A 16,624-nucleotide genomic window follows, 5' to 3' on the forward strand; every position below is an offset into this window, starting at 1 on the left:
TCACACCGGCGGCAACTGCTCCATCGGCCAGCGCGCCTGCACGCTGATCGCCAGGTCCTGCTGCTGCCCGGCCAGCAAGCGCTGACAACCGGCGTAGGCGATCATGGCGCCGTTGTCGGTACAGAACCGCGGGCGGGCGTAGTAAACATTGCCTTTGATACCGGCCAGCATCTCTTCCAGCGACGCCCGCAGCGCCTTGTTGGCACTCACGCCACCGGCGATGACCAAGCGCTTGAGCCCGGTCTGCTTGAGGGCTCGCTTGCATTTGATGGTCAGAGTCTCCACCACCGCCTGCTGGAACGCCAGGGACACGTCGCAACGGGTTTGCTCACTGTCGTCACCAGCATCGCGGCATTGCTGCCAGGTGTTGAGCGCGAAGGTCTTGAGGCCGCTGAAGCTGAACTGCAGGCCTGGGCGATCGGTCATCGGTCGCGGGAATACGAAACGCCCGGGCACGCCGTGTTCGGCCAGACGGGCAATTTCCGGCCCACCCGGATAGTTGAGGCCGATCAGCTTGGCGGTCTTGTCGAACGCCTCGCCGGCCGCATCGTCCAGGCTCTCGCCCAACAGTTCGTAACGCCCGATGCCATCGACGCGCACCAGCTGAGTGTGCCCGCCGGACACCAACAAGGCGACGAACGGAAACTCAGGAGGCTGCTCCTCGAGCATGGGTGCGAGCAAGTGGCCTTCCATATGATGAACGCCGATCGCTGGAATATCCCAGGCGAACGCCAGGGCCTGGGCGCACGAGGCACCCACCAGCAGCGCCCCGACCAGGCCAGGGCCTGCGGTATAGGCAATGGCGTCGATCTCGGTGGCCACGCAGCCGGCCTCGTCCAGCACCTGGCGGATGAGCGGCAGCATGCGCTTGACGTGGTCACGCGAAGCAAGCTCCGGCACCACCCCGCCAAACACGCGGTGCAGGTCGATCTGACTGAACAGCGCGTCGGCCAACAAACCGCGCTCGCTGTCGTATAATGCGACGCCGGTTTCGTCGCAGGATGTTTCCAATCCCAGTACTAGCATGGGTTCGTCCCTTGTGGGGGCTGAATTCGAAGCCGCGCATGATAGTCCCCGTGCCGGGTGCCGACCAGCGGTTTTCGATCAGAGGCTTTGCATTCCGGCCAGCTAAGGGTTAACATCCGCAACCCTTGAAAACCGACGTTCTCCAGCACACCTTTTGTTTTGCCAGGAGCACGTCTACCCCGGTAATGAATTAAGGTAGCCCTGGATGCCAGCCGTCAAAGTTAAAGAGAACGAACCCTTCGACGTAGCTCTGCGTCGTTTCAAGCGCTCCTGCGAAAAAGCCGGTGTACTGGCTGAAGTTCGTAGCCGCGAGTTTTACGAGAAGCCGACCGCCGAGCGTAAGCGCAAAGCAGCTGCTGCTGTTAAGCGTCACGCCAAGAAAGTTCAGCGCGAACAGCGCCGCGCCGTTCGTCTGTACTAATACAGACGTTCTACGCAGAGCTTCTGCCCAGCCCGGCACCATGCCGGGCTAATGGCAGCAGTTGCTTTACCCCTTGAGCTCTCGCTTGAGGCGCCCAAATGCAGTGTCCTTGCATAGCGGCAACCTGCCTTAACACGTCAGAGCTGGTCTACGACCAGTCGTGCACGTCCTGACTGACGAGCCCTCACCGGCTGGCGACGAGCACACATTCCCTCGCATTTCCCCAAGCAGCAACCACTCCGATGTGGCGCGTTAGCGATTAGACTTGCCAATTGCCAGATGACGAGACTGCCATGGCCGGGCTGATTCCCCAGAGTTTCATTGACGACCTTATCAACCGCCTCGACATCGTCGACGTGGTGAGTTCGCGCGTCCAGCTGAAAAAGACCGGCAAGAATTACTCCGCCTGCTGCCCGTTCCACAAGGAAAAAACGCCGTCCTTCACGGTAAGCCCCGACAAGCAGTTCTACTACTGCTTCGGCTGCGGGGCCGGCGGCAACGCCCTGGGCTTCGTCATGGACCACGACAACCTGGATTTTCCCCAGGCCGTGGAGGAACTGGCCCGCGCCGCCGGCATGGAAGTACCCCGCGAGGAAGGCCGGCGCTCGCAAAAAACCCGCCAGCCGACCGACTCACCGCTGTATCCGCTGCTGGAGGCGGCCGCCGGCTTCTATCGCCAGGCCCTGCGCAGCCACCCGACCCGCAAGGCCGCGGTGGATTACCTCAAAGGCCGAGGCCTGTCTGGCGAAATAGCCCGCGACTTTGGCCTGGGCTTCGCCCCACCCGGCTGGGACAACCTGCTCAAGCACCTGGGTGCCGACAGCCTGCAACAGAAGGTGATGATCGACGCCGGCCTGCTGATCGAGAACGCCGAAAGCGGCAAACGTTACGACCGCTTCCGCGACCGGGTGATGTTCCCGATCCGCGACAGCCGTGGCCGAATCATCGCCTTCGGCGGTCGGGTGCTGGGCGACGACAAGCCCAAGTACCTCAACTCCCCGGAAACCCCTGTCTTCCACAAGGGCCAGGAGTTGTACGGGCTGTACGAGGCACGCAAGCACAACCGCAACCTCGACGAGATCATCGTCGTCGAAGGTTACATGGACGTCATCGCCCTGGCCCAACAAGGCCTGCGCAATGCCGTGGCGACACTTGGCACCGCCACCAGTGAAGAACATCTCAAGCGCCTGTTCCGCGTGGTGCCAAGCGTACTGTTCTGCTTCGACGGCGACCAAGCAGGGCGCAAGGCCGCCTGGCGCGCCCTGGAGTCGACCCTGTCGGCCCTGCAGGATGGCCGTCGGGCACGCTTTCTGTTCCTGCCCGAAGGCGAAGATCCGGACAGCCTGGTCCGCGCCGAAGGCACCGATGCCTTCATGGCACGCATCAACCAGCACGCCCAGCCGCTGGCAGATTACTTCTTCGAGCAACTGAGCAACGAGGCCGACCCGCGCTCACTGGAAGGCAAGGCCCATATGGCCACCCTGGCCGCACCGTTGATCGAAAAGATTCCGGGTGCCAACCTGCGTCAGCTGATGCGCAATCGCCTGAAGGAAATCACCGGCCTCGATCCGCAGCAGGTCGAGCAACTGGCCCAGCATGCCCCGGCGCCGAACAGTGTGCCGGACTACGACCCTGGCTACGACTACGACGCCATGGCCAGCTTCACCCCCGACTACGGCGACCTGGCGCAGCACGACTACGCCCCTGCCCATCAGGCGCACGAGTGGAAGTCCAACAAGGGGGGCGGTAAGAAGCCGTGGAGCGACAAGCCCTGGGACAAGAACCGCAAGGGCGGCAAGCCATGGCAGCAGCGTGACGAAGCCCCGTCCCGGGTGCCGGCACCGGTGGAACCGCCTACCCTGGCGGCCCTGCGCACCCTGCTGCACCACCCGCTGTTGGCCGGAAAGGTCGAGGACGCCAGTCATTTCGCCGACGAAGAGCATCTTTACAGCCAGCTGCTGGTCGCACTGATCGAAGCCGCACAGAAAAATCCTGGGCTAAGCTCAATGCAGTTGATCGCACGCTGGCACGGCACCGAACAAGGCCGCCTGCTGCGGGCCTTGGCGGAAAAGGAATGGCTTATCGTAGCCGACAACCTTGAACAACAGTTTTTCGACACTATAACTAGCTTGTCCGCCCGCCAACGCGAGCGCAGCCTGGAACAACTGCTCAGGAAATCACGTCAAAGCGAATTGACCAGCGAGGAAAAATCTCAGCTCCTCGCCCTGCTGAGCCGGAATGTTCCCGCACAAACGCCGACCTCATCTGGCGCGTGAGGCCCATGCTCGGGTATAATCCTCGGCTTGTTTTTTGCCCGCCAAGACCTTCAGTGGATAGGGTGTTATGTCCGGAAAAGCGCAACAGCAGTCTCGTATCAAAGAGTTGATCACCCGCGGTCGTGAGCAGGGCTACCTGACTTACGCGGAGGTCAACGACCACCTGCCTGAGGATATTTCAGATCCGGAACAGGTGGAAGACATCATCCGCATGATCAACGACATGGGGATCAACGTATTCGAGAGTGCTCCGGATGCGGATGCCCTTCTGTTGGCGGAAGCCGACACCGACGAAGCCGCGGCCGAAGAAGCCGCCGCTGCGTTGGCGGCCGTTGAAACCGATATCGGCCGCACGACCGACCCGGTGCGTATGTACATGCGCGAAATGGGTACCGTCGAGCTGCTGACTCGCGAAGGCGAGATCGAAATCGCCAAGCGTATCGAGGAAGGCATCCGTGAAGTCATGGGTGCTATCGCCCACTTCCCGGGCACTGTCGACTACATTCTCGGCGAATATGACCGCGTCACCAGCGAAGGTGGCCGTCTGTCGGATGTTCTCAGCGGTTACATCGACCCTGACGACAACATCGCCGCACCGACCGAAGAAGTGCCGATTCCTGGCGCCAAGACCGCTGCCGCGAAAGAAGAGTCCGAAGACGAGGACGAAGAAAGCGACGACAGCGGTGACGACGAAGAGCAGGAAAGCGGTCCGGATCCGGAAGTCGCTCGCCAGCGTTTCGGCGCCGTCGCCGACCAGCTCGCCATCACCCTCAAGGTGCTGAAGAAGCATGGTCGTGATCATGCCGACAGCATCGCTGCGATGCAGGCCCTGGCCGATCTGTTCATGCCGATCAAGCTGGTGCCCAAGCAGTTTGACGCATTGGTCGAGCGTGTACGCGATTCGCTGAACCGCCTGCGTCAGCAAGAGCGCGCCATCATGCAGCTGTGCGTACGTGATGCGCGCATGCCGCGTGCCGACTTCCTGCGCCTGTTCCCGAGCAACGAAACCGACCAGACCTGGTCCGGTGATCTGGCCAAGCGCAACACCAAATGGGCTGCCGCCCTGGGTGAAAAGGACGCCGCCATCGTCGCCTGCCAGCAAAAGCTGATCGACCTCGAGAACGAGACCGGCCTGACCGTCGCCGAAATCAAGGAAATCAACCGTCGCATGTCCATCGGCGAGGCCAAGGCCCGTCGCGCCAAGAAAGAAATGGTCGAGGCGAACCTGCGTCTGGTGATCTCCATCGCCAAGAAATACACCAACCGTGGCCTGCAATTCCTCGACCTGATCCAGGAAGGCAACATCGGCTTGATGAAGGCGGTGGACAAGTTCGAATACCGTCGTGGTTACAAGTTCTCGACCTACGCCACCTGGTGGATCCGCCAGGCGATCACCCGCTCGATCGCCGACCAGGCGCGCACCATCCGTATTCCGGTGCACATGATCGAGACGATCAACAAGCTCAACCGTATTTCCCGGCAGATGCTGCAGGAAATGGGCCGCGAACCGACTCCGGAAGAGCTTGGCGAGCGCATGGAAATGCCTGAGGACAAGATCCGCAAGGTATTGAAGATCGCCAAAGAGCCGATCTCCATGGAAACCCCGATCGGTGACGACGAAGACTCGCATCTGGGCGACTTCATCGAGGACTCGACCATGCAGTCCCCGATCGACGTGGCCACGGTCGAAAGCCTCAAGGAAGCGACCCGCGACGTACTCTCGGGCCTGACCGCACGCGAAGCCAAGGTGCTGCGCATGCGTTTCGGCATCGACATGAACACCGACCACACCCTCGAAGAGGTGGGCAAGCAGTTCGACGTGACCCGCGAGCGGATCCGTCAGATCGAAGCGAAGGCGTTGCGCAAACTGCGCCACCCGACCCGCAGCGAGCACTTGCGCTCCTTCCTCGACGAGTGATGACGAACCCCGGCCCAGGCCGGGGTTTTTCTTGTGCAAAAAAAGGTTGTGGTACACAGCTACCCCAGACGAAATGCCCGTCTACACTCGACTTCAGATCACCTGAATGCGAGGCCGCTATGCCCCTTATGCCGGCCATTCTGTTGCTGCTCCTTATCCTTTGGAACACAACGGCCGGCGCCCTGACCCTGACTGACGAGGAAAAGACCTGGCTTGCTGCCCACCCGCAGCTGAGGCTGGGTGTCGATGCTTCCTGGCCACCTTTCGAGTTCCGCGACCAGGAGGGCAGATACCAGGGATTGGCCGCCGATTACATCGCCATGATTCAGGAGCGCCTCGCAGTGGCGCTCAAGCCCATCGAGCCCAGCAGTTGGACCGAAGTACTGGAGCAAGCGCGTACCAGTCGCATCGACCTGCTACCCGGCATCATGTCGACGCCTGAGCGTCAGGACTACCTGGCTTTCACCCGCCCCTACCTGGATTTCCCCATCGTCATTCTTGCCCATGAAGGCGGGCCGCAACCTCGCACCCTAAAGGACCTGTACGGCCTGAAGATTGCCGTGGTGGAAAACTACGCGCCCCACGAGCTGCTGCGCACCCACCACCCAGACCTCAACCTGGTGGCCATGCCCAATGTCAGCTCGACATTGCAGGCCCTGGCCACCGACGAAGTGGACGCAGTGGTCGGCGACCTGGCCTCAAGCATCTGGAGCTTGCGCCAGCTGAAGCTCGACGGCCTGTACGTCAGCGGCGAAACCCCCTATCGCTACCAGCTGGCAATGGCAGCCCCCAAGGACAAGAAGATCCTGGTGGGCATTCTCGACAAGGTCATGGCCGACATGTCCAGCGGCGAGGTCAGTCAAATCCAGCAGCGCTGGGTTGGCAATGTGGTCGACCAGCGTACCTTCTGGCACGACATGCTGCTCTATGGCCTGCCAGGTGTGCTGATCCTGGTGGCCATACTCGCTGCGATGATTCGTGTAAATCGCCGGCTCAGTTCGGAGATCTCCCGTCGCATTGCACTGGAGCAGGAGCTGCGCAGCAGTGAGTACCACTATCGCGGGCTGGTCGAGAGCCTGTCGGCGATTGCCTGGGAAGCCGACGCGAACGATTTCACCTACAGCTACGTTTCACCCCATGCCGAGAACCTGCTCGGCTACCCTCTGCACGACTGGCTCAAACCCGGGTTCTGGCGCAGCATCCTGCATCCTGAAGACGCACTGTGGGCCCAGGCCTTCAGCGAAAGCGAAACTGCCGCGGGCCGCGACCACAGCCTGGACTACCGGGTGATGCGAGCCGACGGGCAACCGGTATGGATTCGCAACATCGTCAGTATGATCGAGCACGGCCACCGGCCACTGATGCGTGGGCTGATGATCGACATCAGCGAAACCAAGCGCACCGAAGATGCCCTGCGCCTGTCCGAGCAGAAGTTCGCCTCGGTCTTCCAGCAGTGCCCCGACATCCTGCTCATCGCCCGCCACAGTGACGGCTGCCTGTTGGAAGTCAACGAAGCCTTCGAGGAACAGATAGGCCTGCCACCCGGCCAGGTGATCGGCCGCACCGCCACCGAATTGAACCTGTGGGGCGTCGACGGAACCGGCCCTTTGCTGCTCGAGCGCCTGCATCGAGGCGGCATCCGCAACCTTGAAATGAGCTTCAGGCGAAGCAATGGCCAGCTGTTCACAGGCCTGACATCGGCCGAAACCTTCGACCTTGACGGCACCCAGGCATTGGTCGTGGCCGTGCGCGACATCAGCCAACTCAAGGAAACCCAGCAACAACTGCAAACCTCGGAAGAAAAGTTCGCCAAAGCGTTCCACGCATCGCCTGACGGCCTGCTGCTGTCGCGCCAGAGCGATGGCCTGCTGATCGAGGTCAACGAGGGCTTCTGCCGCCTGACCGGCTATGACTTTACCCCCAGCATCGATCAGACCTCCCTGGACTTAGGCATCTGGGTCGACCTCAACGAGCGCAAGCGCTTGATCGAGCTGCTCAACCGCGATGGTTTCGTCCGCGACTTCAGCTGCCTGATCCGCCGAAGCGATGGGCAGATTCGCCTGTGCGAGCTCTCTGCGCGTCCGCTGCCGATCGCTGGCGTCGATTGCATGCTGACCATTGCCCGTGACATCACCGAACGCCACCTGATGCAGGAAAAGCTGCAACTGGCCGCAACCGTGTTCGAGAACACCGCAGAGGGCGTGCTGATCACCGACACCGACCAGCACATCAGCGCGGTCAACCGCGCGTTCAGCGAGATTACCGGCTACAGCGAAGTCGAAGCCCTCGGCCAGACCCCACGCCTGCTCGCTTCAGGCCAGCACGACAGCGCCTTCTACGCAGCCATGTGGCACCAGCTGACCGCAGAGGGACATTGGCAAGGCGAGATCTACAACAAGCGTAAGAACGGCGAGCTGTACCCAGGCTGGCTGACTATCAGCAGCGTGCGCAACAGCGATGGCGAGATCACTCACTTTGTCGCGGTGTTCGCCGATATTTCCAGCCTCAAGCACGCCCAGGCCAAGCTTGATTACCAGGCGCACCACGACCCACTCACCGGCCTGCCCAACCGCGCCCTGTTCGAGAACCGCCTGCAAGCCGTGTTGAGCTGCGCGCAAGTCTCCAACCGGCAGGGTGCGGTGCTGTTCCTCGACCTCGACCGCTTCAAACACATCAACGACAGCCTTGGCCACCCAGTCGGCGACTTACTGCTCAAGGGCATCGCACAACGCCTGAAGGAGCAAGTTCGCGATGTCGACACCGTAGCGCGGCTGGGCGGCGATGAGTTCATCATTCTCCTGCCAGGCTTGCACAAACCCAGCGACGCCAGCGCCATCGCCAACAAACTGCTGGCCTGCTTTAGCGCGCCGTTCCAGGCAGGCGAACATGAGTTCTTCACCAGTGCCAGCATCGGCATCAGCCTGTATCCGCAGGACGGCACCGACGTCGCCACGTTGATCCGCAATGCCGACGCGGCCATGTACCGTTCCAAGGCCAAAGGCCGCAACCGCGTCGAGGCCTACACCCGCGACCTGACCATCCAGGCCAGCGAGCGCATCGCCCTGGAGCACGAACTGCGGCGCGCCATCGAACGCAACGAAATGAGCCTGAGCTTCCAGCCCAAGTTCAGCTTAAAGACCCAGAGCCTGGTAGGCGCCGAAGCCTTGCTGCGCTGGAGCCACCCCACCTTCGGTGAAGTTCCGCCGGAGCACTTCATCCACCTGGCCGAAGAAAACGGCACCATCCTGCAACTGGGCGACTGGGTGCTGGAGCAAGCCTGCCGGCAGATGCATGCGTGGAAGAAGCGCTACAGCGCCTTCGGCCCACTGTCGATCAACCTGGCTGGCGCCCAGCTCCGCCACCCCGGCCTGGCCAAACGCATCGAAAGCCTGCTCAAGACCTACCAGCTCAAGGCCGGCGACCTGCAACTGGAGATTACCGAGAACTTCATCATGAGCCAGGCTGAAGAAGCCCTGGCCGTGCTGCATCAGCTCAAGCAACTGGGCGTACAGTTGGCCATCGATGACTTCGGCACCGGCTACTCCTCGCTCAGTTACCTCAAGCGCCTGCCGCTGGACATCCTCAAGATCGACAAGTCATTCATCCGCGGCCTGCCCGACGACCCGCACGACGCGGCCATCGCCCGCGCCATCATTGCCCTGGGCCGCAGCATGCAACTGACCATCATTGCCGAGGGTGTGGAAAGCCAGGCCCAGCAACGTTTCCTGGCCAGCGAAGGCTGCGAACAGATCCAGGGCTACATCGTCAGCCTGCCGCTGTCCCCGGAAGAGTTCGCTGCTACGTTTCTTCGCATAGCACTGTCCGATCTTTCGGATGGCACGCTTTCAAAACCCTCGTTATAATCCGCCCACCTTCTGAGGGCCTATAGCTCAGTCGGTTAGAGCAGAGGACTCATAATCCTTTGGTCCACGGTTCGAGTCCGTGTGGGCCCACCAAGTACCAGAAAGCCGCGCATCAGCGCGGCTTTTTCGTATCCATTGCCCATCAGTGGATGGCGGCACTACTTCGGCTCAGGTTCAATGCCCATCCCGGACATGTCGCCAGCCTTGCCCTTGCCACCTCTGGCTGGCTAGGCTAACGCGCCCACCACAGAGACTCACCATGTCGGACTCCCGCGCCATTACCCTGGACGAAATCGACCGCCAACTGATCGCGCTTCTGCAGATCAACGCACGCGAAAGCGTCGCCACCCTCGCCCGTCAGCTCGGCATCGCCCGCACCACGGTCAACTCACGGCTGGAGCGGCTGGAGAAGAACAAGGTCATCACCGGCTATGGTGTGCGCCTCGGCCAGCGCTTGGTCGGCGGTGGTCTGCAGGCCTATGTGGGCATCAAGGTCCAGCCACGGTCCGGCAAAGAGGTGGTGCGGCGTTTGGGGGCCATGGGGCAAGTTCAGCAGCTGTGCGCGGTGAGTGGCGAGTTCGACTATGTGGCCTGGCTGCGCAGCGATTCGCCAGAACAGCTCGACCAACTGCTCGATCAAATTGGCAGCGTGGAGGGCGTGGAGAAGACCACAACATCGATCATCCTCAGCAGCAAGGTCGATCGTGGGCAGCCCGTCTGACACGACTGGCCTGCCCGCTTGCCCGCGAACCTGGGCTCAGCCGGTGCCCAACACCGTGGTGCATGCTTCGTGGAGGAACGCACCCCTATCGGTTCGCTGCACCTGGTTATCGCCATCCTCGTCATAAGTAGAAGAACTCCCGTCACTTAGACGAACATAACTACATACCGCCACCACTCTGCATCTTAATTACGAACACCCCTCGCCATAAAATGACCTCCAGCCATCTCCTATACTCAGGCTCCGCCCTCGCGCAGCCCTCTGGCAAGGTCATTTATGAACAAGAAAAACCGCCACCCCGCCGACGGCAAGCAACCGATCACCATCTTCGGCCCAGACTTCCCTTTCGCCTTCGACAACTGGCTGGAACACCCCGCCGGCCTGGGCAGCATTCCGCCTGAGCGCCATGGCGAGGAAGTCGCCATCGTCGGTGCCGGCATCGCTGGCTTGGTGGCGGCGTACGAGCTGATGAAGCTGGGTCTCAAGCCTGTGGTGTACGAAGCCGCGAAGCTGGGTGGACGGTTGCGTTCCCAGCCGTTCAACGGCACCGATGGGATCATCGCTGAGCTGGGCGGTATGCGCTTTCCGGTGTCGTCCACGGCCTTCTACCATTATGTGGACAAGCTTGGCCTTGAGACCAAACCCTTCCCCAACCCGCTGACTCCCGCCTCGGGCAGCACGGTGATCGACCTCGAAGGCCAGACCTACTACGCCGAAAAGCCAGCCGACCTGCCCGCGTTGTTCCATGAGGTGGCCGACGCCTGGGCCGATGCGCTTGAAAGCGGTGCCCAATTCGCCGATATCCAGCAAGCGATCCGCGACCGCGACGTACCTCGCCTGAAAGAACTGTGGAACAAACTGGTGCCCCTGTGGGACGACCGCACCTTCTACGATTTCGTCGCCACCTCGCGCTCGTTCGCCAAGCTGAGCTTCCAGCACCGTGAAGTGTTCGGTCAGGTTGGCTTCGGCACCGGCGGCTGGGACTCGGACTTCCCTAACTCGATGCTGGAAATCTTCCGCGTGGTGATGACCAACTGCGACGACCACCAGCACCTGGTCGTCGGTGGTGTCGAACAAGTGCCCCAAGGCATCTGGCGTCATGTACCTGAGCGCTGCGCCCACTGGCCAGAGGGCACCAGCCTGAGCACCTTGCATGGCGGCGCGCCGCGTACGGGGGTCAAGCGCATAGCCCGCGCCGCCGATGGCCGCCTGGCCGTGACCGACAACTGGGGCGATACCCGCCACTACAGCGCCGTGCTCGCCACCTGCCAGAGCTGGCTGCTGACCACACAGATCGACTGCGAAGAGTCGCTGTTCTCGCAGAAGATGTGGATGGCCCTGGATCGCACCCGCTACATGCAGTCGTCGAAAACCTTCGTCATGGTCGACCGTCCTTTCTGGAAGGACAAAGATCCGGAAACTGGCCGCGACCTCATGAGCATGACCCTCACCGATCGTCTGACCCGGGGCACCTACCTGTTCGACAACGGAGACGACAAACCCGGGGTGATCTGCCTGTCGTACGCCTGGATGAGCGACGCGCTGAAGATGCTGCCACACCCCGTGGAAAAGCGCGTGCAACTGGCCCTCGATGCACTCAGGAAAATCTACCCCAAGACCGACATCGCCGGGCACATCATCGGCGACCCGATCACCATTTCCTGGGAAGCCGACCCGCACTTCCTCGGGGCGTTCAAGGGCGCGCTGCCAGGACACTACCGCTACAACCAGCGCATGTACGCGCATTTCATGCAGCAGGACATGCCGGCCGAACAGCGCGGTATATTCATCGCAGGAGACGACGTGTCATGGACCCCAGCTTGGGTCGAGGGCGCGGTACAGACGTCGCTGAATGCCGTGTGGGGTATCATGAACCACTTCGGTGGCAGCACCCACCCCGACAACCCAGGCCCTGGCGATGTGTTCGCCGAAATCGGCCCCATCGCCCTGCCCGACTGATACCAGGAGACGCCATGCGCATTGCTCTGTTCCAAGGCATCCCCAAGCCACTGGACGTGCCTGGAAACCTGCAACGATTGCAGCACCAGGCGCAACTGGCCGCCGAGCGCGGGGTGCAACTGCTGGTGTGCCCAGAGATGTTTCTGACCGGCTACAACATTGGGCTGGAGCAGGTGGAGAACCTGGCCGAAGCCAATGACGGGCCGTCGGCCATGCGCGTGGTGGAGATTGCCCAGGCACACCGCATCGCCATCGTGTACGGCTATCCAGAGCGTGACGACGACGGTGCCCTCTACAACAGCGTGCAGTTGATCGATGCCCATGGCAGCAGCCTGGGCAACTACCGCAAGACACACTTGTTCGGCGAGTTGGACCGTTCCATGTTCAGCGCGGGCCACGACCACTTCCCAGTGGTCGAGCTCGATGGCTGGAAGGTCGGTATGCTGATCTGCTACGACATCGAGTTTCCGGAGAATGCGCGGCGCCTGGCCTTGGCAGGCGCCGAGCTGATTCTGGTACCCACGGCGAACATGGAACCCTACGATTTCGTTTGCCAGGTGACCGTGCGAGCGCGGGCGCAGGAGAACCAGTGCTATCTGGTGTATGCAAATTATTGTGGCGCCGAGGGCGAGATCCACTACTGCGGGCAAAGCAGCATTGTCGGGCCGGACGGCAGCCTGCTGGCCATGGCGGGTCACGATGAGTGTCAATTGATGGCCGATCTTGCGCATGAACGAATCAAGCAAGGGCGGGAGGCATTTCCCTACCTGGCCGACCTGCGCCAAGACCTGCACCGACAAGACGCCGGCCCTCTGTAGGCGCCGGCTTGCTGGCGATTCGGCCCGGCCAGGCAACACAAATGGGTTAGCATGAACACCTGCCCCGGAGTTCCCATGCCTGACGCCATCCGCCACCTGACCCTCACCAATGGCCTGCAGCTCACCCTGCGCCATGCCCCGCGCCTGAAACGCTCGGCAGCCGCGGTACGGGTCCACGCGGGCAGCCATGACGCTTCGCCTCGCTGGCCGGGCCTTGCCCACTTCCTTGAGCATCTGTTCTTTCTCGGCACCGCGCGTTTTCCACTGGACGATGGCCTGATGCGCTATGTTCAGACGCTCGGCGGACAGGTCAACGCCAGCACGCGGGAACGCACCACCGACTTCTTCTTCGAGGTGCCGTCCCCTGCTCTGGCAGGCGGGCTGGAGCGTCTGTGCCAGATGCTTGCCGAGCCTGACCTTGGCATCGAGCGCCAGCGCCGCGAACGTGAAGTCATCCATGCTGAATTCATCGCCTGGTCGCGCGACCCTGAAGCCCAACGGCAATTCACGCTGTTGCAGTCGGTGTCGCCACGCCACCCGCTCAGCGGCTTTCATGCTGGTAACCGCCACACACTCGCGCTGCAATGCCCTGACTTCCAGCACGCGCTGAGCGGATTCCACCAGCGCTTCTACCGGGGCGGTCAGATCGTCCTGAGCCTGTGCGGCCCGCAGACGCTGGATGAGCTTGAGCAATTGGGCACACGATTCGGCAGCCTGTTCGCTTCGGGACAACGCGTGCCGCAAGAGCCACCACCCGCGTTGTCGGGCACCGTGCAGCCCATGACCTTCGCCCACGAAGCCTTGGGCGATGCAGCTGAACACGCACTCGACCTGCTGGTTACCTGCCTGAGCGATACCCGCCCCGGCAGCTGGCTCGGGACCCTGCGTCAGCGCGGCTGGTTACAAGGGTTCAAAGCCCAGACGCTGTACGCCTACGCAGGCCAATTGCTTTGGCATATCGAGTTGCAGCTCGCCGCCTCGGCCTGTGCAGAACAAGCCGAAGCCTTGCTACACGGCTGGTTCGGTTTCATTCGTCAGACCGATCCAGGGCACCTCAACGTCGAGTATGGCCTCCTGCAGAAGATCCGTGAGTCGCTCGCCAGTGCGCTGGACCTGGCGCGTCGGGACAGTGCAGGCAAGCCGTTCAGTGCGTTGGATGAGAATGGCCTGCTGGCGCTACGTGCGCTGCTCGACGACCTCCCCCGATGCCGACGGGGTCACTGGCATCTGCCAGAAACCGACCCGTTGGCGACTGCCGAATTACCGGCTGGCCGAGGACCATTGCCAATAGCACTGGCCGTCAGTCATGAACTACCGGCCGCACGCCAATTCGCCGCCCTTTTCCTACGCTGGCGTATCGAATCGCCACTGCGTCAGCGCTTGTACAGCCTGTTGGCCCACGCCCTTCGGCCCTTGCAAGAACGGGCGCAGCGGGTGGGCGTGCAACTGCAGTTCGATGCCGCAGGCCAGTGCTGGGAACTGCGCGCCAGTGGGCTGCCTGCAGCGGTGATTCGTACCGTCGAACAAGCACTGGCAGAGCTGCGAGTACCCGACAGTTGGCAGGACACGCCGCAACCAGAGCCTGCATTGATTCCAATCCGGGCATTGCTCAAGCAACTGCCCGACGCCCTGCAGCCAGCGAAAGCCGAGCCAATGCCCTCGGGCACGGCCAATCAAGCACAGCTCGATGACGTGTGGCAGCAGGCACGGTGGCACGGCTTGGCGGTGGGCTTCGATGAAGATGGGGTGCACGCCTTGGGCGACACTCTGCAAGCGTGCCCTGGCATCGGCTCGGCACCCGTCGCGCCCACCCTGTGGCCCCGCCGCCGCTGGCATCACGCCGATATAGCAGGCAGTGAACATGCCTTGCTGTTGTTCTGCCCTCTTCACGCTACTGATGAAGCTGCCGGCCGCTTGCTTGCCCAGTCGCTGCAAGGGCCGGTATACCAGCGCCTACGTGTAGAACTGCAACTGGGCTACGCGGTGTTCAGCGCCTTCCGTCAGCTCGAAGGCATCAACGGTCTGCTGTTCGGCGTGCAGTCGCCACACGCGTCCCCTGTCGAGATCCTGCAACACCTGACGCGCGTCCTGGGCGAAGGTGTACAGCTTGACCCCAGCGCCCGCCAAGCGTTGGCCGAGCAGTTCAGCGAACCGCAGAGGGTCAACTCGGAAATCGCCGAATGGGCGTGGCAGGCACATCTGGCTACACATTCAGGGAAACTCTCCGACCTGCGGTGGTCTATCCTCCAAACACAGCAATGCGACCTGGACGATCTCCTGCGAGCATGCTCAAACCCTGGTGCGGCGTGGCTTTGCCTGGCCAATGCGGCTGCCCCGGACGGGACTTGGCAGTGAGCAAAAGGTGGATTGTTACGCAGGCTGCAAGGGCGCTTTTCGAAGAATTAACCTTTCGGTACAAATTTTTCTTGTAAGATAGCGCAATCTCAGTTTATGCAGCCGCCCAGCCAAGCGGCCGCCAACCTGTCAACTGACAACCCCAACCCACCCGGAAGGAGCAACTCTATGTGGACCAAGCCTGCTTACACTGACCTGCGCATCGGCTTCGAAGTCACCATGTACTTCGCCAGCCGCTAAGCCCAGTCGCGGTTCGACGCCTCGGCCCGCCGGGGCGTTTTCGTTTTTCGGATACGGTTTTTCGGACAGAGAGTAGTCATGTACATCCAGATCCTCGGCTCCGCCGCCGGTGGCGGGTTCCCCCAGTGGAACTGCAACTGCGCCAACTGCAAGGGCTACCGCGATGGCAGCCTGCGCGCCACGGCACGCACCCAGTCGTCCATCGCCCTGTCCGATGACGGCGAACACTGGATCCTGTGCAACGCCTCACCGGACATCCGTGCCCAGCTCCAGGCCTTTGCGCCCATGCAGCCGGCCCGCGCCCTGCGCGATACCGGCATCAATGCAATCGTCCTGCTCGACAGCCAGATCGACCACACTACCGGCCTGCTCAGCCTGCGCGAAGGCTGCCCACACCAGGTCTGGTGCACCGACATGGTCCACCAGGACCTCACCACCGGTTTCCCGCTGTTCAACATGCTCAGCCACTGGAACGGCGGACTGGTATGGAACCGCATCGAGCTCGAAGGCAGTTTCGTGATCGAAGCCTGCCCGAACCTGAAGTTCACCCCCTTCCCCCTGCGCAGCGCCGCACCGCCCTACTCGCCGCACCGCTTCGACCCACACCCAGGCGACAATCTCGGCCTGATGGTCGAAGACACCCGCACCGGCGGCAAGCTGTTCTACGCCCCAGGGCTTGGCCAGGTGGACGACAAGCTGCTGGCGATGATGCACGGCGCCGATTGCCTGCTGGTCGACGGTACGCTGTGGGAGGATGATGAAATGCAGCGGCGCGGCGTCGGTACCCGCACCGGCCGCGAGATGGGCCACCTGGCACAGAACGGCCCCGGGGGCATGCTCGAGGTGCTGGACGGCTTCCCCCGTCAGCGTAAGGTGCTCATCCACATCAACAACACCAACCCGATCCTGGATGAAGACTCTGCAGAACGGGCCGAGGTGGAGCGTCGGGGCGTTGAAGTCGCCTACGATGGCATGAGCATCGAACTGTGAGGCAAACGGCCCATGCAGCCGCCGGCTCTCCGGCGGT

General features: G+C 62.1%; 11 protein-coding genes and 1 tRNA gene. 11 read left to right on the plus strand and 1 reads right to left on the minus strand.

The window, feature by feature from the left end:
* The gene (gene tsaD / locus H620_RS0110465; RefSeq protein ID WP_023382686.1) at positions 1-1,026 is read right to left on the minus strand and encodes a tRNA (adenosine(37)-N6)-threonylcarbamoyltransferase complex transferase subunit TsaD; all 1,026 of its coding nucleotides are present in this window, start codon (positions 1,024-1,026) and stop codon (positions 1-3) included.
* 205 nt (positions 1,027-1,231) lie between these two features.
* Between tsaD and rpsU the strand changes: the two genes are divergently transcribed.
* From rpsU to pqqB, 11 genes are all read left to right on the plus strand, one after another.
* Positions 1,232-1,447, plus strand: coding sequence for a 30S ribosomal protein S21 (gene rpsU, locus H620_RS0110470; RefSeq protein WP_003255575.1), 216 nt, complete (start codon positions 1,232-1,234; stop codon positions 1,445-1,447).
* A gap of 293 nt (positions 1,448-1,740) precedes the next feature.
* Positions 1,741-3,723 carry a DNA primase gene (gene dnaG / locus H620_RS0110475; RefSeq protein ID WP_027907306.1) on the plus strand — a complete coding sequence of 661 codons (1,983 nt, stop codon included), beginning with the start codon at positions 1,741-1,743 and terminating at the stop codon, positions 3,721-3,723.
* 67 nt (positions 3,724-3,790) lie between these two features.
* On the plus strand, positions 3,791-5,641 hold the full coding sequence (rpoD, locus tag H620_RS0110480; protein ID WP_023382688.1) for an RNA polymerase sigma factor RpoD: 1,851 nt from the start codon (positions 3,791-3,793) through the stop codon (positions 5,639-5,641).
* 119 nt (positions 5,642-5,760) lie between these two features.
* On the plus strand, positions 5,761-9,504 hold the full coding sequence (locus H620_RS0110485) for a bifunctional diguanylate cyclase/phosphodiesterase (protein ID WP_023382689.1): 3,744 nt from the start codon (positions 5,761-5,763) through the stop codon (positions 9,502-9,504).
* A gap of 16 nt (positions 9,505-9,520) precedes the next feature.
* Positions 9,521-9,597: transfer RNA gene (locus H620_RS0110490), tRNA-Ile, on the plus strand.
* A gap of 166 nt (positions 9,598-9,763) precedes the next feature.
* On the plus strand, positions 9,764-10,225 hold the full coding sequence (locus H620_RS0110495) for an Lrp/AsnC family transcriptional regulator (RefSeq protein WP_023382698.1): 462 nt from the start codon (positions 9,764-9,766) through the stop codon (positions 10,223-10,225).
* Positions 10,226-10,501: 276 nt separating this feature from the next.
* Positions 10,502-12,184, plus strand: a complete 1,683-nt coding sequence (locus H620_RS0110500) for a flavin monoamine oxidase family protein (RefSeq protein ID WP_027907307.1) — start codon at positions 10,502-10,504, stop codon at positions 12,182-12,184.
* Positions 12,185-12,198: 14 nt separating this feature from the next.
* Positions 12,199-13,002: a carbon-nitrogen hydrolase family protein gene (locus H620_RS0110505; RefSeq protein ID WP_027907308.1), complete on the plus strand. Its 804-nt coding sequence runs from the start codon at positions 12,199-12,201 to the stop codon at positions 13,000-13,002.
* Between the two features lie 75 nt (positions 13,003-13,077).
* Positions 13,078-15,357 carry a pyrroloquinoline quinone biosynthesis protein PqqF gene (gene pqqF, locus H620_RS0110510; protein WP_023382701.1) on the plus strand — a complete coding sequence of 760 codons (2,280 nt, stop codon included), beginning with the start codon at positions 13,078-13,080 and terminating at the stop codon, positions 15,355-15,357.
* Positions 15,358-15,525: 168 nt separating this feature from the next.
* The gene (pqqA, locus tag H620_RS25730) at positions 15,526-15,597 is read left to right on the plus strand and encodes a pyrroloquinoline quinone precursor peptide PqqA (protein ID WP_008365141.1); all 72 of its coding nucleotides are present in this window, start codon (positions 15,526-15,528) and stop codon (positions 15,595-15,597) included.
* A 78-nt stretch (positions 15,598-15,675) separates the two neighbouring features.
* Positions 15,676-16,587: a pyrroloquinoline quinone biosynthesis protein PqqB gene (gene pqqB, locus H620_RS0110520; RefSeq protein ID WP_023382702.1), complete on the plus strand. Its 912-nt coding sequence runs from the start codon at positions 15,676-15,678 to the stop codon at positions 16,585-16,587.
* Positions 16,588-16,624: the final 37 nt, after the last annotated feature.

The sequence above is a fragment of the Pseudomonas taiwanensis DSM 21245 genome (assembly GCF_000425785.1).
In the GTDB taxonomy this organism is placed as follows: domain Bacteria; phylum Pseudomonadota; class Gammaproteobacteria; order Pseudomonadales; family Pseudomonadaceae; genus Aquipseudomonas; species Aquipseudomonas taiwanensis.

Excerpts from the sequence above, each read along its gene's own strand:
- H620_RS0110505 (WP_027907308.1), top strand. The coding sequence starts at position 12,199 with ATGCGCATTGCTCTGTTCCAAGGCATCCCCAAGCCACTGGACGTGCCT.
- rpoD (WP_023382688.1), top strand. The coding sequence starts at position 3,791 with ATGTCCGGAAAAGCGCAACAGCAGTCTCGTATCAAAGAGTTGATCACC.
- H620_RS0110495 (WP_023382698.1), top strand. The coding sequence starts at position 9,764 with ATGTCGGACTCCCGCGCCATTACCCTGGACGAAATCGACCGCCAACTG.
- dnaG (WP_027907306.1), top strand. The coding sequence starts at position 1,741 with ATGGCCGGGCTGATTCCCCAGAGTTTCATTGACGACCTTATCAACCGC.
- rpsU (WP_003255575.1), top strand. The coding sequence starts at position 1,232 with ATGCCAGCCGTCAAAGTTAAAGAGAACGAACCCTTCGACGTAGCTCTG.
- H620_RS0110500 (WP_027907307.1), top strand. The coding sequence starts at position 10,502 with ATGAACAAGAAAAACCGCCACCCCGCCGACGGCAAGCAACCGATCACC.
- tsaD (WP_023382686.1), bottom strand. The coding sequence starts at position 1,026 with ATGCTAGTACTGGGATTGGAAACATCCTGCGACGAAACCGGCGTCGCA.
- pqqB (WP_023382702.1), top strand. The coding sequence starts at position 15,676 with ATGTACATCCAGATCCTCGGCTCCGCCGCCGGTGGCGGGTTCCCCCAG.
- pqqF (WP_023382701.1), top strand. The coding sequence starts at position 13,078 with ATGCCTGACGCCATCCGCCACCTGACCCTCACCAATGGCCTGCAGCTC.
- H620_RS0110485 (WP_023382689.1), top strand. The coding sequence starts at position 5,761 with ATGCCCCTTATGCCGGCCATTCTGTTGCTGCTCCTTATCCTTTGGAAC.